Raw genomic sequence first — 25,494 nt, forward strand, 5'->3', positions numbered from 1 at the left:
AATCAAGACTTCATGCCGCGCGACCCGGGCAGCGGAAGCCCTTGAGCACATCGCTGTTGAGCGGATTGGGCTGGCTGCCCGAGTTGATGTCGATCAACGCCTTGCGACCGTCGAACGAATATTCGACGCTCAGCCGCCCTGGTGTCGCCGTGTTCACGATGCGACCCTTTTCAAGCAATCGGAACAACGCCCATGGACCACTGGCCAAAAATGTCGAGGTAGGGCCCGAGATTCGCGGATTGGCCGTGATCTCCGCCATTGCCCCGCCACGCGGCCCAGGCCAGTGAACGGTAAACGCCTGCACCGGGCCATGGATGTAGCGCTGGCCCTGCCCGTCGATGTCGATGATCAGGTCGGTGATGCTGGGTTCCAGTTCGAGCACCCGCAGGTCCATCTTCCACGCCAGCTTCTTGCCGCCCGCATCGCGGAAGAAAAGGTCGCGTATCTGCTGAGCGCGGTAGAAGGCATCGAGGTTCGGCCCGCTCTGGGCCAGCAGCTTGAGCAGTTCGCCAAGCAATGTCGGCCCCGGGGTCGCGGGGGCCAGCGCCACTCCGCCGGCTACGCCCTCCGCGCCAGCAACGGCCTGGACCGCATTCGGGTCCTTGTAGCGCCACGGGCGCACGCTGGTATCGACGTAGGAAGCCAGGTACTTGTTGAAGAACTCGTCCGCGGCGCCGCTTGCGGCGAAGACCAAGGTGAAGTCTTCGATCGATGCGTCCTGCGCGACCGCGGCCAGCGGATAGCGCCCTTCCACGCCGCGCTTGCACGGTTCGCTGACCTGCATCGCCATCAGACCCATGATGCGATCGAGCTGCTGCTGGGCCTGGTTGCGCAGGATGCCGGTGGAGCCGAGCGCCACCTTGTCGCCGCCGCTCGTGGCCAACGCGGTCAGCACCTCGCGAAACGGCGCCGGGAGTTTTCCGGCCTCCAGCTTCAGCCGCGAACCGACTTCGGAGCCTCCGGGTGGAAGGCTGCCTGCAGTCAGCGCCGTATCGGCCACGACCAACAATGTGTAGAACTCGTTGACCAGGCCCGAGATGGTCTCGAGCCTCGGCTTGGCACCGGCAGCGCCGACGTTTCCCGCACCGATATCCGGCTGGCCCGTCACCACTTCGCGCAGCGCAGCAAAGCGGTTGTCGACGATTTCCTTTTCGAGTCGCTCCTCCGCGCGAATACCGAGATTCCTGCCGATCGCGCTCGTCTGCTTGCTGAGTTCATCGGAGGCCTTGTCGAGGAACCCTTTTTCCTCCTGGGCACGCACGACCAGCGGACGCGACAGCGTGGTCTCGCGCGCCGCAGCACGCGCCAGCCGCGCCAGGGGCGAGTCGGGCGCGGCGAACTGCCGCAACACGCTCAGGTCGAACCCCAGGCTGGTGCCGGTGGTGTCGCTGCCCCCGACCGTGCGGATCGATTCGAGAAAGGCTTCCCAGTGCTGGGCGTATTCGCTCAGGTACTGGCGACGGATGTCGTCGAGGAACGGATCGTTCTGCAATTTGCGGGCAGCGGCATCGAGCACCGCTGAGGCATTGCGCCCCATCACCCATGCGTCGTCGTCAATGGCCTGCCCGACGAATTCCGGCAAGCGCTTGCTGAAGACATCGTGGTATCCGTCGTAGGTGAAGAGGCCCGGCACGCCTTTCTCGAGAGGCAGGCCGCCGGCACGGGAGAACACGGTGCCGGCTTGCGGCCCGACCGCGCGGACCAATGTGAATTCCTGGGGCGCCTCGCGCAGCATTGCCGCCTTGGCGCGTTCGTAGACGCGTTGCGTCGAGGTGTTGCTGTTCAAGAAGTCCTGCACCGCACGCACGAGCGCCTCGTTGGGCAGCGATGCCGATTGCACCGGACGCTCACCGGAGAAAAGTGCCGTGGCATGGCCTGTCATCGAAGCGCGTCCGCCGAAGGCAGCGGCACTGTCGGTGCGCTCCCAGTCCTTGAGAACCCAGTTTCGGACGTCCCGGGCACCTCCCTTCATATACCGGTCCTTGTCGTGCAGGAGCTTGTAGACGCGCAGGGTTTCATAAGCGGTCTTGGCATCGCCGTCCTTCATGCTCTGTGTCAGAACCGCCTCAATGCGCTGCAGGATGGTCGGCAGCAAGGTGTGGTCCTGCAACTGGGCATAGGTGTCGGCGGTCACTGCAAGCACTGGCGGCACGCTGTACAGGCCATAGCGGAAGCCGCTCGGCGGGCTGTCGATGTCCAGCCCTGCATAGCCGGGCAACTCGCGTGCGCCGTTCAGTACATCCGGCACGCCAGATGGCTTGAAGCTGCCGAGCAGCGCGCTCACTTGTCCGGCGAGCACATCGGTACGCTGGCTGACGGTGTCCAGGTATCGGCGGTTGTTGCCGAAACTCACGGCCAGCGCACCGGCCAGCCAGATGAAGAGCACGAGCGCCAGGGCGTGCCCCATCAGGCGCAGCAGCCGGAACCGAAACTCCCAGCGCAGATTGGGCCTCACCAAGTGGGCTTCCGGGATGATGACCTTGGTCAGCAGCTCCTGGAGAAAGAACCCTTGCTGCCCCTGCTCGGACGACGTACCCGCGGCCTGCAGGTTCGAAGATGACGACAGACCGAGGCTGCGCTGCAGTCGCTGGACCAACGTCTGTTGATCGGCGGGCACCTCCACATGGGCTTGCGCACCGCTCGTGAAGTACACGCCACGCAGCGTGTCGTGCAACTGGGTCCTGTCGAAACGCGAGACGAGAAAGATCTGGTCCAGCATCGGCACCAGCGGCACAGCCAAGGCGGCCAGTTCCTTGGGCAGTGCAAACAAGCGCTTGCGGCGCTCGACGTCGAACTCTTCGTTCAGCCGCGCGCGAAGCCCATCGGCCAGCCGGTCATTGAGCAGTGCAAGCTCCGCCTCCACCTGCGTGCGCAGGGTGTCCCGGACCTGCACACCGGGCCGCGCGGTCTTCAGGCCGCGGAATGGCAGCGTGAAGCCCCAAGCCTGCATACGCCCTTCGCTGGTGAGCGATTGAAAATATTCGCTGAATCCCCGCAACAAATCCATCTTCGTGACGACCACATACACGGGAAAGCGAATACCCAACTCCTGGCGCAGATCGGTCAGGCGGTCGTGCACCAGGCTCGCATGCTCGGCACGCTCCATCTCGGTCATGGTCAGCAGCACGCCTGCATCGAGCGCGACGATCACGCCATTGAGCGGCGCACGCGTCCGGTGATTGCGCAGCAGGCCGAGGAAAGCGCGCCACTCGACCGGATCGGTTGCGGGATTGCGCTCCTGCGTGGTGTAGCGGCCTGCTGTGTCGATGAACACGGCCTCGTTGGCAAACCACCAGTCGCAATGCAGCGTGCCCCCTTCCGACTTGAACACCACGCGCTTCGACGCATTGCCCATCTGGCGCGCCAGGGGAAACTGCAGTCCGGCGTTGAGCAGCGCCGTGGTTTTCCCCGCGCTGGCGCTGCCGATGACCATGTACCAGGGCAGCTCGTACAGATAGCGATTGCCTTCGAACAGGCGACGCAATCCGCCACTGCCGCGCAGTCCTTTGAGTTGCGCCAAGGCGCGATTGACTGCGGCCGTGACCGTCTTGATCTCTTCCTTGGCTGTCTCGTCCTTGCCCGCGTCCTTCCCGAAGCTCAGGACCTTCGCGAGCAGGTCCTCGTTGTTGCGCAAGGCCTGCCAGAAGCGATAGAGCCAGTACAACGCGTACAGCAGCAAGATCGCGCCAATGATCGCCACGCGCACCCCGACGGATGCGAGCGGCTTTACAGCACCAATATCTAGCAAGGGCCCCGCGTGCCAGAGCAACAGGCACAGCGCTGCCACCCCGACCAGGCTGTACGGCCCCGAAACGAGCCAGAGGATGCCGAGCACCAACAGCAGCACGATGAATGCCACGCGCACGCCGACCGAGGCCAGCGGACGCAGTCCATCCACGGCAAGCAAGGGACCGACGAACCAGATCGCCAGTGCCAGCAGCACCATGGCGACGAAAGCCAGCATCTGCCGGGAAAAAAGAAATGCCAGGAACTGTTTGAGGTATTGCATGAGTGACTCTCGGCCTGCCTCTAGCGCGCCGCTGGCGTTGCGGCGGTACCGCCATCGCCCTGAATGACGACGATGTCGACGCGGCGATTCCTGGCTCGCCCGGCTGCCGTTGCGCTGTCGGCCATCGGCATCGTGTCGCCGCGCCCTTCGGTACGGATGCGCGACGCCACCACGCCCTTGCCCAGCAGCACGGCGGTCACTGCTTCGGCCCGCTTCTCGCTCAAGACCTGGTTGTTGGGAAACTCGCGGGTCTTGATCGGGCGGTTGTCGGAGTGGCCGGTGACCTGTACGGAGCCCGAGACCTGGTTGATCTCGTCCGCCACCTTGTCCAGGACCGGAAGAATCTTTGCGTTCAGACGCGCCTGGCCGGGGACGAACATGTCGTCACCCCTGAACGAGACCGCGCTGCGGTGCTCGTCTTCTTCCACGCTCACGGCGCCGCGTGCGATCTCGGGGGCTAACAACTCTTTCAGGCGCAGTGGCTTGACCGCTGGCGCTGGCGGTGCGGGTGGCGGACGCATCCGGCCAATGGCGGCGATGCGTTGCTCCACGTCGGCGCTGGTCTGCAACAGCTGGTACTTGTACCAGGCGAACAGGCCGCACAAGATCAATGTCAGCAGCGACACCGTCAGCCACACCGGAATGCTGCGCAACAGGCGGAACGTACCTTCACCCACGCCCTTCCAGTGCGGGGAAAGATCGCGCGGGACTTCGCCCCGCGCCGTACCAAGCAGCGTGAAAAGCCGATGGCGAACCGTCTCCAACTGCCGACGCCCATTGGTCGCCGTGCCGAAGCGCCCCTCGAAGCCCAGCCCCAGGACTTGGTACATCAGCTCGAGCAGATCGATGTGCTCCTGCGGACTGGCGGCCAGCCGGCCGACCAGCAGGAAGAACTTGTCGCCGCCCTTCGTGTCACCGTGGAATTTCGCAGCCAGTTGCTGTCCGGCCCAGATGCCGGCTTCGCCATTCTTGCCGCCGCCCCACTCCGTGCTGTTGGCCGCCTCGTCGAGTGCGGTGCACAGCGAATAGCTGGCCGCGACCGCATGTTCGTGCCTGATCTGCGCGCTGCCGCAGAGCGATTGAAAGCTCGCGACCTCGCGCTCCAGCAGCTGATGCAGGATCGTGACGCCCTCACTGCCGAGCGTCGCCGGCATGTCGGCGAGTGCGCGCAGCAGCGGCTGCGCGGCTTCGAGCAGGGGATTCTTGGCGGCAGTGACCGCGAGCAGACGCACTTGCATCGATGGCTCGGGGGCAAGATGCACACCCTTATCCGGATCGCCCGGCCAGGAGTCGTTGGATGAAGGGTCGGCAGACGGATCGAGCCCTCTCGAGTCGTCTTGGGGCTCTTCCTGGTTGTGCATGGGATCTTCGACAAAGGGTTTCATTTCTCTCGGACGCCCCAGAGCTCAAGACGCAAACCAGGGAACTCACCCGCCACATGCAACGCCAGTCCACCGTGCTTGACCATGTGCTCCCACAACGGCCCGCGCGAGTCGATCTGAAAGTAGACAAAGCCCGCGTTGAAAGGGATCTGGCGCGGCGGCACCGGCAGCGTTTGCAGCGGAATGCCGGGCAGATGCGAGCGGATGAGTTCGCCGAGCCGATCGCTCGGCCCGACCTTGCATCGCGCCGGAAACTCGCTGGCCAGCTGATCGGGCGGTGTATGAGCCGCCACGGCGAACACGAGGCTCGAGAAGCCTTGCAGCTCCGAGGGCTCGACACTTGCCACGCGCACGCCGTTGGCGCGATTGGCGAGGGGAATGCTTTGCGCACTGCGAACCAGTACATCGTTGAGCAAGGCCTGTACATCGGCTATCAGCCCCCTGAAAGACAAACACGGATCGATGTGCCGATAGGCCGGGTGCTCGGTGGGGCGACGCGTGCTCGCCCGCACGAACGTCGCAAGCTCTCCGCTGAGAGAGCACAAGGCGGTGTACAGCACCTCCGGCGAGGTCTCTCGCACACGCAGCCAGTGCTCGAACAAGGGCTCGTAGCGATTGAGTATCTGCAGCAGCAGGAAATCGGACACTTCGGCCGATTCGCTCGACTTGCCGTCATTGCCGCTGAGCCGTGCCGCGAGCGTTTGCGCGCGGAGACGGCACAGGCCGTGCAGGTTCGTCACCCAGTCGGCCAGCAGCGGGCTCGCACCGTAGCCGGCGACGGGCGGGATCAGATACGGATCGGTGGCGATGCTCCCATCGGAACGCAGCACCGTCACCTTGGCGAGCGGAAGACCGATCCAGGCATCGGTCAGCTCCCGTTGCGGAAGCAGACGCAAGCGAAGGCGCGAAAGCTGCACCGTCTTCGGGCCTTGCCCGATGGAATTCGCGTCGCGCAACTCGGTGTCGAAAACCGAGAAGCGCGCGAGCGACGCCGCAGCAGCCATCGCGTCGTCGAAAGTCGTTTCCTCGCCATTGGGCGTGCGAATGGGCACGGCCAGATGGATGACCTGCTCCAGATGCTCCGGCTGGATGGTGAGCGGCGCGGGCGGCAGCGTCTGGCCGGGGGCGTCGAAGGGGGTGCCGTCCGAAAAAATGCCTGCGGCACTGGCAAGCACCAGCTTGCCAAGGGACAGGGACTCCGCATCGATGCTGTAGTGATTGAAGCCCCAGTAGAACGGGCTGAGCGAGGCCGTGCGCTTGTGCGCGAGGTGTTCGAGATAGCGCTCCTGCTGCTGGAACAGCTGCGGGCGCAGGAAGAGTCCTTCGCTCCAGGCGACTTTGTTGTACCAACTCATGGAATCGATCGTTGTGCGTTCAAGTCGCAGGCCTATTTGAGAGGGGTGAGCTGGATGCCCTTGGCTTGAAGGTCGATCTGCAACTTGAGCTTGTTTGCCGGCAGGACCGAGCGATACCAGGCGACTTCCGGTGCGGGATCGATCTTTTGCACCGCTCGCCAATCGGCTTGCGCGAGATCGCGGTAGCCGGCGACGACACCGATGGCCGCAAGGTCGGGGTGCGACTTGCGGCGGATGGTCTTGACATCGCCGGGCCGCAGGATGAATTCGTCTCGAACGAGCAGCTCGCTGCCGATCAGGGCCTTGTCATTTCTGGAGAGCGAAAAGTAGTCGGCGGCTTCGAAGACGCCTTCCGACTTGAGTTCGTAGATGCGCACCAGGATGGGCGCCGCCCTGCCCTTGTCGTCGGGATTGACGCCGGCCTCCGCCGTGATCGTGATGTCGAGCTTTGTCTGCTCTCGCGGGTAAGAGAACTGGGCATGCGAGGGCCGTGTCGTCCCCAGCGCGAACGCCAGAACGAGCAACGAGAGCACCATGAGAAGCCATTGCCGTGAGGCGGTTCGCCGGGGACAAGGCACATTGAATGACATGCTGAAAAGGACGTGATGCGATCCGGAGACGGGGATGGCCATATGCAGCGCAACGCACCTTCGTGCGCCACGCCGCTTGAGGCCGTAAGGCTCTGAGCTGGCTCAGGCCCTGCCGGCGTTGTCAGGACTCCTTGTTGCCCTTGATGTCGTAGCCAGCCGTGACCGCGCCACCGCTGCCGCCCTGGGCGTTCTGCACCGAGTACTCCTGCTTGATCTTTGAGAACGACAAACGAACACGCTCCTTGACACGAAGTTCGTCAGAGTTCGATCCGGAGGGTTGGACCAAGGTGATGATCACGTCACTGAACGTGAACTTGAGGTATTCGAGCGGATTGCCGCCGGCCTTGCGAACGGTGAGCTTCGCCTCCTGAACGTGCTTGCCTGTGAGGCAATACTTCATCAGGTTGGGACTCGATCGATCGACGTAGTGTTCGAACTCCAGGTCTTCGACCGTGGCCTTGCCCGCGCCGCCGCCTGAGCCGGCATGCATCGTGGATTCCTGGAAGACCTTCCAGTTGAAGGTCAGAACCTCGATTTCATTCTTGTGGTCGGAATCCTGGGATTCACCTTCGATCCCGTTGATTTTCAGAAAAATGTCTTGCGTCATAAAAACTCCCTGAACTTTGTTTTTTCAATATCTGACTGATGTGCTCCAGCACCCTTCGGGGCTTCGAGCGACTTCGCGGGGTGGCGTCTTTGCGCCACTTCATCGAACAACTCGGAATGGATGGAGGCAGGCCTGTCAGGCTGCCTCTTTGAGAGACGGCAACTTTGCGACGAGGCGCAATGAAACGGTCAAGCCTTCGAGCTGGAAGTGCGGACGCAGGAAGAACTTCGCGCTGTAGTAGCCGGGATTGCCCTCGATGTCTTCCACCACGACTTCAGCCGCCGCGAGCGGCCTGCGCGCCTTGGTTTCCTGCGAGGAGTTGGCGGGATCGGCATCGACGTAATGCATGATCCATTCGTTGAGCCAGCGCTGCATGTCCTCGCGCTCCTTGAAGGAACCGATCTTGTCGCGAACGATGCACTTGAGGTAGTGCGCGAAACGGGTGCTCGCGAACAGGTACGGCAGGCGGGCCGACAAGTTGGCATTGGCCGTCGCATCCGGGTCCATGTACTCCTGCGGCTTCTGCATCGATTGCGCACCGATGAAGGCAGCGTGATCGGTGTTCTTCCGATGCACCAGCGGAATCAGGCCTGCCTTGGCGAGCTCGGCTTCGCGGCGGTCCGAGATCGCGATCTCGGTCGGGCATTTCATGTCGAAGCCGCCGTCGTCGGTCGGGAAGGTGTGGCATGGCAGGTTTTCCACCGTGCCGCCCGACTCCACGCCGCGGATCATCGTGCACCAGCCGTAGAGCTTGAAGCTGCGGTTGATGTTGACGGCCATGGCATAGGCCGCGTTGCTCCAGACGTAGTTCCGATGATCGGCGCCTTCGGTTTCCTCCTCGAAATCAAACTCGTCGACCGGGTTGATCTTTGCGCCATAGGGCAAGCGCGCGAGAAAGCGCGGCATGGCGAGGCCGACGTAACGCGAGTCCTCGGTGTTGCGCAACGAATTCCAGGGCGCGTGCTCGAGGTTCGAGGTGATCTTCGCCAGGTCGCGCGGGTTCGCAAGCTCTTGCCACGACTCCATGCCGAGCAACGAAGGTGCCGACCCCGCGATGAATGGCGCATGCGATGCGGCCGAGATCTTGGCAATGGCGCCGAGCAGTTCGACATCGGGCGGCGTGTGGTCGAAGTAATAGTCCGCCACGAGGCAACCATAGGGCTCGCCACCGAGTTGTCCGTACTCTTCCTCGTAGATGCGCTTGAAGATCGGGCTCTGGTCCCATGCAATGCCCTTGTGGCGACGAAGCGTGCGGCGCACTTCATCCTTCGACACATCCATGAAACGGATCTTGAGCTTCTCGTCCGTTTCGGTGTTGTAGACCAGGTGGTGCATGCCGCGCCAGGCCGACTCGACCTTCTGGAACTCGTCCTTGTGCAGCACGAGGTTGATCTGCTCCGAGAGCTTTCGATCGATCTCCGCAATGATGGCCTCGATGCTGCTGTAGGCATCGTCGGTCATCGTCGCGGCATTGACGAGCGCCTGCTCGGCCAAGGTGCGGACGGCCGCCTCGACGGCGTCACGAGCCTCATCGGTCTTGGGCTTGAACTCCTTGTCCAGCAGGGACGCAAAGTCGGAAGGGTTGGCGTATTGCGCCGTGACCGGCGCGTCGAGCACGGCATCGCTTGTGGTGTTCATGTGAAGTTCCTAGGTTCGGATTCACGCCGCCGAGTCGGCAGTCGGTGCGTCGTTGTGATCTGTTGCCGCGCGGGGCTTGGGAGCTTGCGCCAGCGACTTCATGAGCGCGGGGTCCTGCAGCAGCTTGTTGAGCAGGCCTTCGGCGCCGGCCTTGCCGTCCATGTAGGTCTGGAGATTGGCAAGCTGGGTGCGCGCCTCGAGCAGCCGGCCCAATGGCTCGACCTTGCGGGCCACGGCGGCCGGCGAGAAGTCATCGATGCTCTCGAAGGTGATGTCGACCATGAGCTGGCCCTGGCCCGACAGCGTGTTGGGTACGGCGAAGGCCACGCGCGGCTGGATCGCCTTCATGCGCTCGTCGAAGTTGTCGATGTCGATGTCGAGGAACTTGCGGTCGGCCACCGGCGGCAATGTCTGGGTGGGTTTACCGGAAAGATCGGCCAGCACTCCCATGACGAAAGGCAACTCGATCTTTTTCTCCGAGCCGTAGATTTCCACGTCGTATTCGATCTGCACGCGTGGGGCCCTGTTGCGGGCGATGAATTTCTGACTGCTGTTGTTGTTTGTCACGAAAACTCCCTGATGAAAACTAAGAAATAGAGCCTTGGAAGCACTGCGCTTCGAAGCGTCAGACGTATTCGGTATGGCAGGTGACGACATCTCCTTCCTGCAAGTACGGCCCTGTTTTTCCGAGTGGCCTTGCGTCGACGGACATCCGGACGATCGTTCGCTTTTCCTGCAAGGCGTTGAGCCACTGCCGCGACAAGACCGGGAGCAGGTTCTGCTCGATGAAGCCCGTCAGTCGGCGTGCCCCGGTTTCATGCGTGCCGCATCGATCGACTATTTCGGCCACCAAACCCGAGGCGTAGTGCAATTCGATGCCGTGCTGCTTTTTCATCCGATCGACCACATGGTCCAGATGCAGCGAGACGATGCGACCCAAGGCCTCCACACCCAATGGGAGGTAAGGCACGACGGACAGGCGACCCAAAAATGCGGCCGGAAAAATCTGGCGAAGAACAGGCTGGAGCGCTTCGCGCAGGGTTTCCACTTCGGGCGGCGATGCAGGGTCTTCGCAAAGGCTCTCGATGAGTTCCGCACCGGCGTTGCTCGTCAACAGGATGGTCGTGTTCCTGAAGTCGATGCGGCGGCCTTCTCCATCCTCCATCCAGCCCTTGTCGAACACCTGGTAGAAGATTTCGTGGACGTCCGGATGTGCCTTTTCCACCTCGTCGAGCAGGATCACGCTGTAGGGCTTCCGGCGCACGGCCTCCGTCAGAACACCGCCCTCTCCGTAGCCCACGTAGCCCGGCGGCGAGCCCTTCAGTGTCGAGACGGTGTGCGGCTCCTGGAACTCGCTCATGTTGATGGTGATGAGGTTCTGCTCGCCGCCATACATGGCGTCCGCAAGTGCCAACGCGGTTTCGGTCTTTCCGACGCCTGAAGGACCGGCCAGCAGGAAGACGCCGACCGGCTTGTCCGGATCGGTCAGACGCGCCCGCGACACACGGATGCGCTCCGCGATCGCGGCAAGCGCGCGGTCCTGGCCGACGACGCGTTCGCCGAGCGTGGCTTCGAGTCTGAAGACCGCGGCAACTTCGTCTTGCACCATCCGGCCAACCGGTATTCCCGTCCAATCTGCAACGATGGCCGCGATCACCGACTCGTCGACTTGGGAAAGAACCAATGGCGTGTCCTGCTGGCGCAACAGGAGTTCTTCTTCCAGGGCATGCAGTCGCGCCGAGGGCCACTCGCCCTCGGCGCCACTCTCCCCCTCCTCCTCCCTCTTCTTTGTTCTCAGCGATTGAATCTGCTGAACCATCGCAAGCTCTTCTTGCCACCGGGCCTCGTAGGTCGAGAGTTCATGTTCGGTGGCATCGAGTCGGGCATTTGCCGCTTCGAAGCGCTTTGATCGGGCGTCACTGCCTCGCGAGATCACGCTTTCCTGAGCCAGCAAGGCGAGCTCCACGTCCAGGGCTGCGATCCGTTGGCGCAGTTGATCGACCACGACGGGCGGCGTGTGCAGCGACATGGCGACGCGTGCACAGGCCGTGTCGAGCAGGCTGATGGCCTTGTCCGGCAACTGGCGCGACGGAATGTAGCGATGGGACAGGGACACCGCCGCTCGCACCGCCTCGTCCAGTACCGTGACACCGTGATGTTCGGCAAAGACGGCGACCAGCCCGCGCACCATTTCGGCGGCCGAGGCCTCTTCTGGCTCGGAGACCTGCAGCGTCTGGAAACGACGGGTCAGCGCAGGGTCCTTCTCGATATGGCGCTTGTATTCGCTCCACGTGGTCGCGCCGATGGTGCGCAAGGTGCCGCGTGCGAGAGCAGGCTTGAGCAGATTGGCCGCATCTCCGGTACCGGCCTGTCCGCCGGCACCGATCAGGGTGTGCACCTCGTCGATGAAAAGAACGACCGGCTGACTCGACTTGCTCGCTTCTTCGAGCAGCGACTTCAGACGGGACTCGAACTCCCCCCGCATGCTGGCGCCGGCTAGCAACGCCCCCACATCGAGGCTGAGCAGGCGCGCATCGCGCAGCGATGGCGGAACCTCGCCGTTGGCGATTGCCAGCGCGAGTCCTTCGACCACGGCCGTCTTGCCCACCCCGGCCTCTCCGGTGAGCAGAGGGTTGTTCTGCCGCCGGCGCAGCAGGATGTCGACCATCGTGCGGATCTCGTGTTCGCGGCCGATCACGGGATCGATTTCGCCGCTGCGTGCGCTGTCGGTCAGGTCTCTGCAATACCGAGCCAGGGCAGATTTGCCATCTGACGAATCTGCAATCGCGCCGCTCGCTTCTCCTGGCGTTGCAGCCGGGAGGCCCAAGCCGTCGTGCGGCCCTTCGTTGTGTTCAGGGGAGCCTTCGATGAGAGAGGCGACGGTATCCGTCAATTCCTCGACCGGGAGCTTTCGGAATGCGGGCGATATACCAAGGAGCAGCCGCCGCAAATCCGGCGTTTGCACCAGTGCCGCAAGCAGCCACGCACTGCGCACCCTGCGATCGCCGAATTCGAGGCTGGAGAGAATCCAGGCGCGCTCGATGGCCGTTTCGACGTGATGGGAGAAATCGCTAAGCGATGTCGCGCCCGAAGGCAATTCCGACAATCTGGAAATCAGGTCTTTTTCGACAGCCTGAAAATCAATTTGGTAATGGCGGCAGATGCGATGCAAATCGCTGTCATTGATTTGCCAGATTTGATGAATCCAGTGCGTCAATTCGACATATGGATTTCCTCTCAGCTTGGCAAATGCTGTTGCGGCTTCAATGCCGCGAAACAGGGTGAGATTGAGCTTGCCGAACAACGCCCGTCGGGAGATCGCCATTGCAACCTATCGGTTCGCAGGTGACGTCAATTGCGCAATGAAATCACGCGGCTTTCCACTCGGCAAAGCACTGACGCCTGCTGTTTTCCTGCCCATTTCTCGCTCCCTATGCTTTTTCGAATAGGCGCGATTCTGCGTGCTTGTGCAGACCTGTGGCGGAGCACAGTTTCTACCAATAGTTAAACACCGAAAGCAGGCAATTGATCTGTGAAATTTCTCCGGGAGCAGACGATCCAGAAATTTGCAAGTAGTAATTTCTATTGAATGAAGCGGATATTCGGCCAACAAAAAAGCCCTTGAATTCCTTTCGGAAGTTCAAGGGCTCGTTGCCTGACGTCGCAAGACGTCGAAGCGCGCAGTCGATTACATGTGTTCGATCATGACCTGCCCGAAGCCCGAGCAGCTCACCTGCGTCGCGCCTTCCATCAGGCGCGCGAAGTCATAGGTCACCCGCTTGCTGGCAATCGACTTTTTCATCGCGCTGATGATCAGGTCGGCCGCTTCGATCCAGCCCATGTGGCGCAACATCATTTCGGCCGAGAGGATTTCGGAGCCGGGGTTCACGTAGTCCTTGCCGGCGTACTTGGGCGCGGTGCCGTGCGTGGCCTCGAACATCGCGACGGTGTCGCTCAGGTTCGCGCCCGGGGCGATGCCGATGCCGCCGACCTGTGCGGCCAGCGCGTCGGACACGTAGTCGCCATTGAGGTTCAGCGTGGCGATGACGCTGTACTCGGCGGGACGCAACAGGATCTGCTGCAGGAACGCATCGGCAATGCTGTCCTTGACGGTGATTTCCTTGCCCGTCTTCGGGTTCTTGAACTTCATCCATGGGCCGCCGTCGATCAGCTCGGCGCCGAACTCCTTGGCGGCCAGGTTGTAGGCCCAGTCACGGAAGCCACCTTCGGTGAACTTCATGATGTTGCCCTTGTGCACGATGGTCACGCTCGGCTTGTCGTTGTCGATGGCGTACTGGAAGGCCTTGCGCACGAGGCGCTCGGTACCTTCGATCGACACGGGCTTCACGCCGATGCCGGACGTGTTGGGGAAACGGATCTTCTTAACGCCAAGCTCGTCCTGCAGGAACTTGATGAGCTTCTTGGCCTTGTCGCTTTCCGCTTCGAATTCGATGCCGGCATAGATGTCTTCCGAGTTCTCACGGAAGATGACCATGTTGGTCTTGTGCGGCTCGCGCACTGGACTGGGGACGCCTTCGAAATACTGGATGGGGCGCAGGCACACGTAGAGGTCGAGTTCCTGGCGCAGCGCAACGTTCAGCGAGCGAATGCCACCGCCGACGGGCGTGGTGAGCGGGCCTTTGATGGAGACGACGTAGTCGCGCACCGCGTGCAGGGTTTCCTCGGGGAGCCAGACGTCGGGGCCATACACCTTGGTCGACTTCTCGCCGGCATAGACCTCCATCCAGTGGATCTTCTTCTTGCCGCCATAGGCCTTGGCCACTGCGGCGTCCACCACCTTGAGCATCACCGGCGTGATGTCCAGCCCCGTACCGTCGCCTTCGATGAAGGGGATGATCGGTTGATCGGGCACATTCAGCGAGTTGTCCGCATTGACCGTGATCTTCTGGCCTTCGGCCGGGACTTTGATGTGCTGATAGCTGGGCATGAGGTCGAAGGCTCCGGGAGTGATGTAATTTTGAGGAGGTGTCAGCGAATTCAGACAGCGAGGGGGTTCCGCTGTACAACCGGCTAACAAATCGCTGTACATTTTAGACGCTGCCCATCAGCTGGCGTTTGTCAACCATGGGGCCATTGGGCTCGTTACTGGCTGACCTTCTGCTCGCCGGGAGGCGTTTCCAACCAATTCTCGATAGAGGAATCTTCAATGAGCAAAATTCTCGCAGTCATGATCGCTGGTCTGTTCGCAGCTGGCGCCTATGCCCAAAACCCGGCCGGCACCACGCCCGAACAAGGGAACGCAACCAACAGCAAGTCGCAAGCACGCGCCGAAGCCAAGAAGGATGCCAAGCCCGCTGGTCAAGTGGCCGCTCCCGCTGGCGACATCGCCAAGACGCCTGAAGGCGGCAACGTCGGTGGCGACAAGGCTGCAGCCTCTGGCGAAAAGCGCGCCGAAACGCGCGACCAACGTCGTCGCAACAAGGACGGCAGCGTCAAGCGCAAGTCGACGCAAGGCGCTACGCCCAAGTAATTCGGCGTCCCCTGAAAAAAAAGCGCTCCTCGGAGCGCTTTTTTTTTCGCCCGCCGCAACCAAAGTGCTGTCAACCGCGTGCGATGGGCTCCGTTGAATGTGGACCTTCCACAGGGAGGTGATCCAAATCAACGATATCAAAGGATTTCTCATGAACAAGCTGCTCGCAGCCCTGGTCGCCGGTCTCTTCGCTGCCGGTGCTTTTGCTCAAACCCCCGCACCCGCGGCCGCCGCTCCGGCCGCACCTGCTGCTCACAAGGCCAAGGCCAAGCACGCAGTCAAGAAGCACAAGGTTCGCCACGTGGCCAAGGCCCACACGGCTGCCGCCAAGAAGGTGTAAGCTTTCAAGCTCACCCGGCAATGCCCGCATCAGCGGGCATTTTTATTGGTTACGGGCCGGGCCTTTCACAACCCCGCCCTGAAAGAGTTGTCCGATGTTTCAGCGTTTAGCCGCCCTGCTCCTGCTGTCCGCCTCGTTCGTGATGCCGACGCATGCCCAACAACAGCAGCAGCAACAACCCCAGACCGATCTTGCGCGCACGCAGTTGTCGGTCGGCCTGTACAAGATCGATACCCAGATTGCCCAGACGCCGCAGCAGCGTGAAATCGGGCTGATGTTCCGCAAGACCATGCCGCAGGCGGAGGGCATGATCTTCGTTTTCGAGCAGCCCGCCACGCAGTGCTTCTGGATGCGCAACACCCTGCTGCCGCTGACCGCCGCCTTCGTGGCGGATGATGGCCGCATCGTCAACCTGGTCGACATGCAGCCGCTGACCGAAAACTCGCATTGCTCCGAAGAACCCGTGCGCTATGTGCTCGAGATGAACCAGGGCTGGTTTGCCAAGAAGAACATCAAGAAGGGCGCCAAGCTCGGCGGCGAACTGTTCTCAGCCACCAAGCGCTGAGTTTCTGCCGCCTTCAGCCCACAAAAAAGCCGACCTGAGGGTCGGCTTTTTTTGATGCGCGAATGTGGCTCAGCCGAAGTTCTTCGCCGCAAAGTCCCAATTCACGAGCTTCGCCAGGAAGGTCTCGACGAACTTCGGGCGCAGGTTGCGGTAGTCGATGTAGTAGGCGTGTTCCCAAACGTCCACGGTCAGCAGGGCCGTGTCAGCGGTCGTCAGCGGCGTGCCGGCGGCGCCGGTGTTCACGATGTCCACCGAACCGTCGGCCTTCTTCACGAGCCACGTCCAGCCCGAACCGAAGTTGCCGACTGCCGACTTCACGAAGGCTTCCTTGAAGGCGTCGTAGCTGCCCCACTTCGCATCGATGGCCTTGGCCAGCGCGCCGGTCGGTGCACCGCCGCCTTGCGGCTTCATGCAGTTCCAGAAGAAGGTGTGGTTCCAGATCTGGGCCGCGTTGTTGTAGATGCCGCCGCTGGCCTTCTTGATGATTTCTTCCAGCGTGAGGGCTTCGAACTCGGTGCCCTTCTGCAGGTTGTTGAGGTTCACCACGTAGGCGTTGTGATGCTTGCCGTAGTGGTACTCGAGGGTTTCCTTCGAATACTCGGGTGCCAGCGCGTCGAGGGCGTACGGCAGGGGTGGGAGCACATGTTCCATGGTTTTTTCTCGTGGGTTGGTTGTGGGGAATAAAGGATTCTAGGAACTAATTTTCGAGGGCGCGTCGGACGTGTTCCCGTTGTTGCTCCCTCCATGCGTCACGGTCAGGTCAACCTCGCCATCCGCGAGCCGTGCGACGACCGCATCGCCTGCATGCAGCTTTTTCGCGCTGACGACCGCGCGGCCATCCGCATCGGTGAGCCAGGCGTAGCCGCGCTGCAGCACGAGTGCCGGATCGAGCAGACGCAGGCGCAGAGCCACCCGCTCCAGGCGTTCGCGCCGCTGCACAAGTGCGCGGTCGAATTTCGCTGGAAGATTGACCGCGATCGATCGTGGTACCTGCGCCAAGCGCTCCTGTCTTGACAGCACCGCAAAGTGCAGGCGCTGCGCATGGTGCGCCAGGCGAAGCTGCTGGCGAGCCACCAGGTTCGACGGACGGCCGAGGCGGCCTGCGGCCTGATCGAGCCGCTGCCCAAGCACGTCGAGGCGCGTGCCCAGCGCTTCGCCGAGCCGTTCATCGAGCAAGTCGAGCGCCCCAAGCCACAGGTCGCGCGGCGCGCTGACGAGTTCGGCCGCAGCGGTGGGGGTGGGCGCGCGCAAGTCCGCGCAGAAGTCGGCGATGGTGAAGTCGGTTTCGTGTCCGACACCGCTCACCACCGGCACGGGGCTCTGCACGATGGTCCGCGCCAGCGTCTCGTCGTTGAAGGCCCACAGGTCTTCGATCGAACCACCGCCTCGCACCAGCAGGATCACATCGACGGCCGGCTCCGATGTGTAGAGCGATTGCAGCGCGCGCACCAGCTCGGCGGGCGCATTTGCGCCCTGCACTGCCGCCGGGGCCAGGACCACGGGGATGTGCGGCACGCGCCGTCGCAGCGCGGTCACGACGTCGTGCAGCGCTGCCGCACCGAGTGAAGTGACGACACCCACCGCGCGCGGCATGGTGGGCAGCGCACGCTTGCGCGCCTGATCGAACAGGCCCTCGGCCTCGAGGCGCGCCTTGCGCTGCAGGAACTGCTCGAAGAGCGCGCCCTGCCCGGCACGCCTCAGGCTTTCGACGACCAGTTGGAGGTCGCCGCGCGGCTCGTACACGGCAAGACGTCCTCGCACCTCCACCTGGTCGCCATCCCGGGGCGAGAAATCGAGCAATCCGGCGGCGCGGCGGAACATCGCGCAGCGCAGTTGGCCGGACTCGTCCTTGAGCGAGAAGTAACAATGTCCACTTGAGGCGCGCGAAAAGCCCGATATCTCGCCGCGCACGCTGACCGGATTGAAGCGCGCGTCCAGCGTGTCGGCCACTGCCCGGCACAGCGCGCCGACAGCCCAGATGCGCGGCCCGGGCGCGGAATTCGTTTCACGCAAGTTCACAAAGCGCACGAATGGCCGAAAGCCACTCTTCCACAACAGGCCTGACTTCCCCCGCCCCAAGTCCCCCATGCGGGGCAGGCGCACGGTTTCTCGTGCAAGTGGTTGATTTCATTCAAAAAAGTACTGCTCAAAATTCAATCGATCTAGCGGAAAGGCCCATCCATGCGGGTTCAGACGAGTTGCGAAGCAGGTTAATCACAAAGTTATCCACAGAATCTGTGCGTCCTTGCTGACACGCAAACAAGCCGCATGCCGATGGTGGGCTCGGTGGATAATCGCCGCGCATTTGCAGTCTACGGGCCGGAGGATTTTCTTGTTTTCCATCATTGTTGCCGCGGGTTGGCCTATTTGGCCGCTGCTCGCTTGTTCGGTTATTGCGCTCGCGCTGGTTATAGAACGTTTCACGAGTCTGAAAACCGTGAAGGTGCTTCCGCCAAAATTGCTCGACGAAACCATCACTGTCTCGCGCGGAGCCATTCCCGGCCCGGACGTCGTCACGAAACTCGAACGCAACTCGATGCTCGGCCAGGTGCTGGCTGCGGGTCTTCGGGCGCTCAACGCCAATCCGCGCTGCACCGAAGACGATCTTCGCGCCGCCATGGAAGCGTCGGGCCGCACCATCGCTCACAAGCTGGAGCGCTACCTGCCGGCGTTGGCCACCATCGCCTCCGCTGCGCCGCTGCTCGGCCTGCTGGGTACGGTGATCGGCATGATCGAGATCTTCGGTTCGCAGTCGCCCGTCAACGGCGCGGTCGGCTCGGGGAACCCGGCGCAGTTGGCGCACGGCATCTCGATCGCGCTCTACAACACGGCGTTCGGGCTGATCGTGGCGATTCCCACGCTGATCTTCTGGCGCTACTTCCGCAGCCGTGTCGACGAATACCTGCTGAACCTCGAACTCTCGGGTGAGCGCTTTGCACGCCACCTGAACGCGCTGCGCAAATGACCCGCGCCCGCATGCAGTTTCGCCACGGCGCGCGCGACGAGCCGGAGATCAACCTGATCCCGTTCATCGACGTGCTGCTGGTCATTCTGATTTTCCTGATGCTGTCGACCACCTACAGCAAGTTCACCGAGATGCAGTTGCGGCTGCCGACGGCGGACGTGGACGCGCAGCGCGACTATCCAAAAGAAGTGATCGTCACGGTCTCCGCCGACGGCCGCTATACGGTCAACAAGGCCGCCGTTGCAGACCGCAACGTGAGCACCGTGGCCGCAGCGCTCGGCGCCGCGGCCACCGGCGGCAAGGAAAGCGTGGTGATCATCAGCGCCGACGCAAGCAGCCCGCACCAGGCCGTGGTCACGGTGATGGAAGCCGCGCGCCGCGCCGGCCTGATGCAGATCACCTTCGCCGCACAGTCGACGGCGCAAGCCGGGCACTGAGTGCCGTCGCAGGGCCGCAGCAGCACGGGCGCAGCCTCGCGGCTGCAGGACGCCTGGCTGCGCCGCGGCCTGCTGGCCTGCCTGCTGTGGCCGCTGTCGTTGCTCTACGGCGCGATCTTTGCGCTGCGCAGCTGGCTCTATAGCCTCGGATGGCTGCGGGCCGGACGCGTGCCTGTTCCTGTGATCGTCGTCGGCAACGTGATTGCGGGCGGTGCGGGCAAGACGCCTGTCGTGATGGCTGTCGTCCGGCATCTGCGGGCTCGTGGGCTTCAGGTCGGCGTGGTGTCGCGCGGCTACGGCCGCCGTACCGACGATTGCCGCGAAGTGCTCGAAGGGAGCGATCCCCACGATGTCGGCGACGAGCCAGCGCTGATCCACCATGCCACTAACGCCCCGGTTTTCGTCGCACGACGACGCATCGAAGCTGCACGCGCCCTGCTGGAGCGATATCCAGCCATGCAAGTGATCGTGAGCGACGACGGGCTGCAACACCTCGCGCTGGCACGCGACATCGAAATCTGCGTGTTCGACAACCGCGGCATCGGCAACGGCTGGCTGTTGCCCGCAGGCCTGTTGCGCGAGCCTTGGCCACGTCGTTGCGACTTGGTGCTTCACAGCGGCGAGAGGCCTGCTTTTTCGGGTGGCTACACCGCCACGCGCAGTCTTGCGCAGGATGCGGTTGCAAGCGATGGACAGCGCGTTCCTCTGGAAGCGCTCACGGGCAAGCCGCTGATCGCGCTGGCAGCCATCGCGCGGCCCGAGGGGTTCTTCGACATGCTGCGTGCACGCGGTCTCACGCTCACCGAAACCATCGCACTGCCCGATCACCATGACTTCGATGCTTGGCAGCGCCCGTCCGGCAGCGAATACACCCTGCTGTGCACCGAGAAAGATGCGGTCAAGCTGTGGCGCAAAGCGCCCGATGCGCTGGCCGTGCCGCTGCACTTCGAACCCGCCCCGGAATTCTTCGCCGCGCTCGACGCAAAGCTATCATCGCCCGATGGATACCAAGCTGCTTGAACTGCTCGTCTGCCCTGTCACCAAGGGCCCCCTGACCTGGAACGCCGAGAAGCAGGAGCTGTGCTCCCGCAGCGCCCGCCTCGCCTACCCGGTGCGCGACGGCATCCCGGTGCTGCTCGAGAACGAGGCGCGCACGTTGTCCGACGAAGAGCTGGGTCTGTGACCGGCTCCGTGAGCTTCACCGTTCTGGTGCCGGCACGCCTCGCCTCCACGCGGCTGCCCAACAAACCACTTGCCGATATCGCGGGCCTGCCGATGGTGGTGCGTGTTGCGCAACGCGCGAGCCAGTCCGGCGCATCGCGCGTTGTTGTGGCCGGAGACGATGCGTCCATCGTTTCGGCCTGCAAGGCGCACGGCGTCGAAGCCATCCTCACTCGCCAGGACCATCCGAGCGGCACCGACCGGCTGGCTGAAGCGTGCGAGCAACTGGGCCTCGATGGCGACGAGATCGTCGTCAACGTACAAGGCGACGAGCCGCTCATCGACCCGGAGCTGATCGACGCCGTGGCGGCGGCGCTGGCCCTTCATCCCGAGGCCGCGATGAGTACAGCGGCCCACGAGATCGACTCGATCAGCGACTTCATGAACCCGAACGTGGTGAAGGCGGTGCTCGACGCCCAGGGCAACGCGCTCTACTTCAGCCGCGCGCCGATCCCCTGGTGGCGCGATGGCTCGGTTGGGGGTGCGGCACCAACCGCGCTGCCTTTGCCTGCGCCGCTGCGCCACATCGGCATCTATGGCTATCGCGCCGGCTTCGTGCGGAAATTTCCGTCGCTGCCGCCAGCGCCGGTCGAAGCCACCGAAGCACTCGAGCAATTGCGCGCTCTCTGGCATGGGCATCGCATCGCGGTGCATGTGAGCCATGTCGCGCCCGGGCCGGGCATCGACACCCCTGAGGATCTGGCGCGCGTGCGTGCCGTCTTTGCTGCCGGGTCCGCCTCCTAAGACGTGCGCCGCGGAGGGAATTCCCTATGGGGACGCATGCTATCCTCGACGTGAAATCCGCCTCGCCCAGCCCTCGGGCCGTCGCTTGGCGTGACACAAAATCTAAGAACCGTCCGAGGACACCATGAGACTAATTTTGCTGGGCGCGCCCGGGGCGGGCAAAGGCACGCAAGCGGCCTTCATCTGCCAGAAATACGGCATCCCCCAAATCTCGACCGGCGACATGCTGCGCGCCGCCGTCAAGGCCGGCACGCCGCTCGGATTGCAGGCCAAGGCCGTCATGGATGCAGGCGCACTGGTGAGCGACGACCTGATCATCAACCTCGTGAAAGAGCGCATCGCCCAGCCCGACTGCGCCGACGGTTTTCTGTTCGACGGTTTCCCGCGCACCATTCCACAGGCCGATGCCATGAAGGCCGCGGGCGTCAAGCTCGACTACGTGCTCGAGATCGACGTGCCCTTCAGCGACATCATCGAACGCATGAGTGGCCGCCGTTCGCACCCGGCATCGGGCCGCACCTACCACGTCAAGTTCAACCCGCCCAAGATCGAAGGCAAGGACGACGTGACCGGCGAAGACCTGATCCAGCGCGAGGACGACAAGGAAGAAACCGTGGGCAAGCGGCTCGACGTGTACAGCCAGCAGACGCGTCCTCTGGTCGACTACTACTCCGCCTGGGCCAAGGCCGATCCGGCCGCTGCGCCGAAGTACCGCGCGATCAAGGGCGTCGGCACAGTCGACGAAATCACGCAACGTGCCCTGGCGGCATTGAGCAGCTGATCCCTGCCGCCCTTCGACAGGGCGGCTATCTAATCCCCCAGTAGTTCCAGCATCAGCGCGATGCGCGCCTTCACGGGTGTGAGCGCGCCTGCGTCACGCAGCCGGTCATCGGTCTTCGGCAGGATGCGGCCATTGGTACAGCGCGTCGCGCGCAGCACCGCAACGCCCGCGTCCTGCGCCTTGAACGCCGCAGCTTCCAACGCGTGATGCACGGTGCCATTGCCGGTGGTGGCTAGGACCAGACCGCGGACAGGTTCGTCCGCGCCCTCCCGAAGAAGCGCATCGATGATTGCGCCGCTCGCACCAGCGTGGCTCATGACGATCTCGACCCGCGGCCAAGGTCCTGATGCGCTCAGTGCCTTCGACGCTTGGGATGACGACGACGTCGGCCACTCCCTCACGCGCCGCACTGCGCCCTCTTCCACGTAGCCAATCGGCCCTGCATCGCCGGATGCGAAGGCATCGAGGCGGTACGTGTGCACCTTCTGCACTTCCACCCCGCTGTGGACCGTGCCGGCGCATACCGCCGTCACGCCCTGGGCGCCCGCCGTCGCCGCGACGGCGATGGCATCCCGCACGTTCTGCGGACCATCCGGCGAAAGCGCAGTGGCCGGGCGCATCGCGCAAGTCAGCACCACGGGCTTCGCCGGTGCCAGCACCGAATGAAGGAAGAAAGCCGTCTCCTCGAGCGTGTCGGTACCGTGGGTGATCACCACACCGGCCACGTCAGGTTGCGCCAGCCAATGCACGCACCGTTGCGCGAGCTTCTGCCAGATGTCGAAGGCCATGTCCTTGCTGTCGACCTGCGCCACCTGCTCCGCCAGCAGCGCGATGCCCTCGGGTGCCTCGATGCTGCCCAGCAGGTCCGCCACATCGACTTGCCCAGCGGTGTAGCCGATGTTGTCACCGCTGCTGGAGGCCCTTCCGGCGATGGTCCCGCCGGTGCCCAGAACCACCACGCGACGCACTTCGGGCAACGGCAAATTGGCCATGACTTGTCAACTTCCAAAAACTGGTTAAAAATACAGGTACTGGATATCTAGCCAGTGCCGCAAGGAACCACATATGCAGTTCGCCGTGAAGCTTACCGCCCGCCAGCAGCAGATTCTCGACTTGATCCAGAGCGCTATTGCGCGCACTGGTGCCCCGCCCACACGCGCCGAAATCGCCAATGAGCTGGGGTTCAAGTCGGCCAACGCCGCCGAAGAGCACCTGCAGGCGCTGGCCCGCAAGGGCGTGATCGAACTTGTCAGCGGCACCTCGCGCGGCATTCGACTCAAGGGCGACGCGCTGCGTTCGCTCAACGAAACGCGCCATCGCGAAGGCGGGCAGTTCTCGCTCTCGCTGCCCGGCATGGCGCAGCTGGCGCTGCCGCTCATCGGCCGTGTTGCGGCAGGCTCGCCCATCCTGGCGCAAGAGCATGTCGACCAGACCTACTACGTCGAGAACACGCTGTTCCAGCGCCAGCCCGATTACCTGCTCAAGGTGCGCGGCATGTCGATGCGCGACGCCGGCATCATGGATGGCGACCTGCTCGCCGTGCAGGCAACCAAGGAAGCGCGCAATGGCCAGATCGTGGTCGCGCGCCTGGGCGACGAAGTCACCGTCAAGCGCCTGAAGCGCAACAAGCAGGTGATCGAGCTGCATGCCGAGAACCCCGACTACCCGACCATCATCGTCCAGCCCGGCGAGCCTTTCGAAATCGAAGGCCTCGCGGTCGGCCTCATCCGCAACACCATGCTGATGTAGGCCTCACGGCCTGCTTGCAGCAGCACCCATCCGGCCGCAACAGGTGGCGGGCGTATGGCGCGAAGTCGCCATCACCCTGTCGCGGCCGATTCAAGAAATCCTGCCTGTGTTCAACCTCAGACTTTTTTGGAGTTCACATGGGAATCGCCCTCCTCGCCATCGCTGATTTCTGGATGCCGCTGCAATCGCTTGCAAGCCGCCTCATCCCCGCCCGCCGTGCCCCTCACCGGGACAGCAACGAAACCGCCGCCGGCCTGCGCTACGTGGCCGTGCGCCCCGCCTGCACCACGCGCACCGCTGGTACGCCTGCACCGACGGCAACCGCCACCGCGCCGGCACGCCCACTGCGTGTAGTTCGCGTGATCGACGGAAAAAGCCGGGACCGCAGCCGCATGGTGATCTCGGGCCGCATGGCCGATGTCTGTGCGGAGCTCGACCGACTGGCAGCGCTCGAAGCCGCTGAAACCGCGCCCAGCTCCACGCGCCTGCACTGAGGCATTTCCCCCGGCGAGCCGCTCCAGAAGCGCCCCGGGGTGGGTATCCAAACGTTCACCGGCGCGACAGCCCAATGCTGCGAGGCACAATGGCACGCCATGAACATTGTGATCCTCGACGATTACCAGGACGCCGTGCGCAAGCTGCGCTGCGCCGCCAAGCTGGACGCGTACGCGGCCAAGGTCTACACCAACACGGTCAAGGGCATCGGCCAACTGTCGGTTCGCCTGAAAGACGCCGACGTGATCGTGCTGATTCGCGAGCGCACCCAGATCTCGCGCCAGCTCATCGAAAAGCTGCCCAAGCTCAAGCTCATTTCGCAGACCGGGCGCGTCGGCGGCCACATCGACGTCAATGCCTGCACCGAGCGCGGCGTGGCAGTGGCCGAGGGCTCGGGCTCTCCGCAGGCACCGGCCGAACTCACCTGGGCGCTGATCATGGCGGCCATGCGCCGGCTGCCGCAGTACATCAGCAACTTGAAGCACGGGGCGTGGCAGCAATCGGGTCTCAAGTCGGCCTCGATGCCGCCCAATTTCGGGCTCGGCTCGGTGCTCAAGGGCAAGACGCTCTGCATCTGGGGCTATGGCCGCATCGGCCAGTTGGTCGCGCGCTACGGGCAGGCCTTCGGCATGCAGGTGGTGATCTGGGGGCGAGAGGCAAGCTGCGCCAAGGCGCGCTCCGACGGCTTCCAGGTCGCGCAGAACCGGCACGAATTCTTTGCCGCGGCGGACGTGCTCTCGGTGCACCTGCGGCTGAACGAGGAAACCAACGGCCTCGTCACCCTCGAAGACCTGTCGCGCATGAAGCCGACAGCGCTCTTCGTGAACACTTCCCGCGCCGAACTGGTCGAGGCCGATGCCCTGCTCGCCGCGCTCAATCGCGGACGCCCGGGCCTCGCGGCCATCGACGTGTTCGAGAGCGAGCCGCCGCTGCAGGGCCACGCGCTGCTGCGCTTGGAGAACTGCATCTGCACGCCGCACATCGGCTATGTGGAGCAGGACAGCTACGAGAGCTACTTCGGCCAGGCTTTCGACAACGTCGTGAGCTTCATCAAGGGCAATCCCACCAACATCGTGAATCCCGGCGCCTTGCAGGTCCGCCGGTGAGTTCATGAGCCGCCGGGCC

General features: G+C 63.4%; 24 protein-coding genes. 12 read left to right on the forward strand and 12 right to left on the reverse strand.

Annotation, left to right across the window (positions count from 1 at the left end; translation table 11 throughout):
- Positions 1–10: 10 nt before the first annotated feature.
- The 9 genes from tssM to icd all read right to left on the reverse strand — a co-directional run bounded on the left by tssM (position 11) and on the right by icd (position 14,529).
- A complete protein-coding gene (tssM, locus tag QFZ83_RS14075; RefSeq protein ID WP_307507403.1) occupies positions 11–4,009 on the reverse strand; it encodes a type VI secretion system membrane subunit TssM in 3,999 nt (1,332 codons plus the stop codon).
- Between the two features lie 20 nt (positions 4,010–4,029).
- Entirely contained in the window at positions 4,030–5,394 is a 1,365-nt protein-coding gene (tssL, locus tag QFZ83_RS14080; protein WP_307507408.1) for a type VI secretion system protein TssL, long form, read from the reverse strand.
- Positions 5,391–6,746 carry a type VI secretion system baseplate subunit TssK gene (tssK, locus tag QFZ83_RS14085; RefSeq protein ID WP_307512713.1) on the reverse strand — a complete coding sequence of 452 codons (1,356 nt, stop codon included), beginning with the start codon at positions 6,744–6,746 and terminating at the stop codon, positions 5,391–5,393. Before tssK ends, tssL begins: the two co-directional genes overlap by 4 nt.
- Positions 6,747–6,778: 32 nt before the next feature.
- On the reverse strand, positions 6,779–7,378 hold the full coding sequence (tssJ, locus tag QFZ83_RS14090; protein WP_307507411.1) for a type VI secretion system lipoprotein TssJ: 600 nt from the start codon (positions 7,376–7,378) through the stop codon (positions 6,779–6,781).
- 79 nt (positions 7,379–7,457) lie between these two features.
- The gene (locus QFZ83_RS14095; protein WP_307507414.1) at positions 7,458–7,943 is read right to left on the reverse strand and encodes a type VI secretion system tube protein Hcp; all 486 of its coding nucleotides are present in this window, start codon (positions 7,941–7,943) and stop codon (positions 7,458–7,460) included.
- 135 nt (positions 7,944–8,078) lie between these two features.
- The gene (gene tssC, locus QFZ83_RS14100) at positions 8,079–9,581 is read right to left on the reverse strand and encodes a type VI secretion system contractile sheath large subunit (protein WP_307507417.1); all 1,503 of its coding nucleotides are present in this window, start codon (positions 9,579–9,581) and stop codon (positions 8,079–8,081) included.
- Between the two features lie 21 nt (positions 9,582–9,602).
- Positions 9,603–10,148, reverse strand: coding sequence for a type VI secretion system contractile sheath small subunit (gene tssB, locus QFZ83_RS14105; protein WP_307507421.1), 546 nt, complete (start codon positions 10,146–10,148; stop codon positions 9,603–9,605).
- 58 nt (positions 10,149–10,206) lie between these two features.
- The gene (gene tssH, locus QFZ83_RS14110; protein WP_307507424.1) at positions 10,207–12,906 is read right to left on the reverse strand and encodes a type VI secretion system ATPase TssH; all 2,700 of its coding nucleotides are present in this window, start codon (positions 12,904–12,906) and stop codon (positions 10,207–10,209) included.
- Positions 12,907–13,269: 363 nt separating this feature from the next.
- Positions 13,270–14,529: an NADP-dependent isocitrate dehydrogenase gene (gene icd, locus QFZ83_RS14115; RefSeq protein WP_013541691.1), complete on the reverse strand. Its 1,260-nt coding sequence runs from the start codon at positions 14,527–14,529 to the stop codon at positions 13,270–13,272.
- A gap of 219 nt (positions 14,530–14,748) precedes the next feature.
- Here icd and QFZ83_RS14120 point away from each other — a divergent pair, with 219 nt between their 5' ends.
- The 3 genes from QFZ83_RS14120 to QFZ83_RS14130 all read left to right on the forward strand — a co-directional run bounded on the left by QFZ83_RS14120 (position 14,749) and on the right by QFZ83_RS14130 (position 15,977).
- Positions 14,749–15,072 carry a cell envelope biogenesis protein TolA gene (locus QFZ83_RS14120; protein WP_306876652.1) on the forward strand — a complete coding sequence of 108 codons (324 nt, stop codon included), beginning with the start codon at positions 14,749–14,751 and terminating at the stop codon, positions 15,070–15,072.
- Between the two features lie 151 nt (positions 15,073–15,223).
- The gene (locus tag QFZ83_RS14125) at positions 15,224–15,412 is read left to right on the forward strand and encodes a hypothetical protein (protein ID WP_041942932.1); all 189 of its coding nucleotides are present in this window, start codon (positions 15,224–15,226) and stop codon (positions 15,410–15,412) included.
- Positions 15,413–15,506: 94 nt separating this feature from the next.
- Complete coding sequence (locus QFZ83_RS14130; RefSeq protein WP_306876654.1) at positions 15,507–15,977, forward strand: DUF192 domain-containing protein; 471 nt, start codon at positions 15,507–15,509, stop codon at positions 15,975–15,977.
- A gap of 69 nt (positions 15,978–16,046) precedes the next feature.
- Here QFZ83_RS14130 and QFZ83_RS14135 read toward each other — a convergent pair whose 3' ends face one another.
- The gene (locus QFZ83_RS14135; protein WP_013541695.1) at positions 16,047–16,628 is read right to left on the reverse strand and encodes a superoxide dismutase; all 582 of its coding nucleotides are present in this window, start codon (positions 16,626–16,628) and stop codon (positions 16,047–16,049) included.
- A 39-nt stretch (positions 16,629–16,667) separates the two neighbouring features.
- Entirely contained in the window at positions 16,668–17,996 is a 1,329-nt protein-coding gene (gene xseA / locus QFZ83_RS14140; RefSeq protein ID WP_306878043.1) for an exodeoxyribonuclease VII large subunit, read from the reverse strand.
- Positions 17,997–18,309: 313 nt separating this feature from the next.
- Here xseA and QFZ83_RS14145 point away from each other — a divergent pair, with 313 nt between their 5' ends.
- The 6 genes from QFZ83_RS14145 (at position 18,310) to adk (ending at position 22,125) form a co-directional block, all read left to right on the forward strand.
- Positions 18,310–18,942: a MotA/TolQ/ExbB proton channel family protein gene (locus QFZ83_RS14145; RefSeq protein ID WP_013541697.1), complete on the forward strand. Its 633-nt coding sequence runs from the start codon at positions 18,310–18,312 to the stop codon at positions 18,940–18,942.
- Positions 18,943–18,953: 11 nt separating this feature from the next.
- The gene (locus QFZ83_RS14150; RefSeq protein WP_041943708.1) at positions 18,954–19,379 is read left to right on the forward strand and encodes a biopolymer transporter ExbD; all 426 of its coding nucleotides are present in this window, start codon (positions 18,954–18,956) and stop codon (positions 19,377–19,379) included.
- On the forward strand, positions 19,380–20,399 hold the full coding sequence (gene lpxK / locus QFZ83_RS14155) for a tetraacyldisaccharide 4'-kinase (RefSeq protein WP_307507429.1): 1,020 nt from the start codon (positions 19,380–19,382) through the stop codon (positions 20,397–20,399).
- Positions 20,380–20,562, forward strand: a complete 183-nt coding sequence (locus QFZ83_RS14160) for a Trm112 family protein (RefSeq protein WP_013541700.1) — start codon at positions 20,380–20,382, stop codon at positions 20,560–20,562. The genes lpxK and QFZ83_RS14160 overlap by 20 nt, the downstream gene beginning before the upstream one ends.
- An 8-nt stretch (positions 20,563–20,570) precedes the next feature.
- The gene (gene kdsB, locus QFZ83_RS14165; RefSeq protein ID WP_307512715.1) at positions 20,571–21,344 is read left to right on the forward strand and encodes a 3-deoxy-manno-octulosonate cytidylyltransferase; all 774 of its coding nucleotides are present in this window, start codon (positions 20,571–20,573) and stop codon (positions 21,342–21,344) included.
- 124 nt (positions 21,345–21,468) lie between these two features.
- A complete protein-coding gene (gene adk, locus QFZ83_RS14170; protein ID WP_306876662.1) occupies positions 21,469–22,125 on the forward strand; it encodes an adenylate kinase in 657 nt (218 codons plus the stop codon).
- Between the two features lie 29 nt (positions 22,126–22,154).
- Here adk and QFZ83_RS14175 read toward each other — a convergent pair whose 3' ends face one another.
- The gene (locus tag QFZ83_RS14175) at positions 22,155–23,117 is read right to left on the reverse strand and encodes an asparaginase (protein ID WP_307507434.1); all 963 of its coding nucleotides are present in this window, start codon (positions 23,115–23,117) and stop codon (positions 22,155–22,157) included.
- A 73-nt stretch (positions 23,118–23,190) separates the two neighbouring features.
- On the opposite strand from QFZ83_RS14175, the gene lexA reads away from it, so the two are divergent.
- From lexA to QFZ83_RS14190, 3 genes are all read left to right on the forward strand, one after another.
- Entirely contained in the window at positions 23,191–23,874 is a 684-nt protein-coding gene (gene lexA / locus QFZ83_RS14180; RefSeq protein ID WP_013541704.1) for a transcriptional repressor LexA, read from the forward strand.
- Between the two features lie 137 nt (positions 23,875–24,011).
- Positions 24,012–24,368: a hypothetical protein gene (locus QFZ83_RS14185; protein ID WP_307507436.1), complete on the forward strand. Its 357-nt coding sequence runs from the start codon at positions 24,012–24,014 to the stop codon at positions 24,366–24,368.
- Positions 24,369–24,467: 99 nt separating this feature from the next.
- The gene (locus QFZ83_RS14190) at positions 24,468–25,475 is read left to right on the forward strand and encodes a D-2-hydroxyacid dehydrogenase family protein (protein WP_013541706.1); all 1,008 of its coding nucleotides are present in this window, start codon (positions 24,468–24,470) and stop codon (positions 25,473–25,475) included.
- The last annotated feature ends 19 nt before the right edge of the window (positions 25,476–25,494 follow it).

Source organism: Variovorax sp. W1I1 (genome assembly GCF_030815625.1).
GTDB classification, from domain to species: Bacteria; Pseudomonadota; Gammaproteobacteria; order Burkholderiales; family Burkholderiaceae_C; genus Variovorax; species Variovorax paradoxus_C.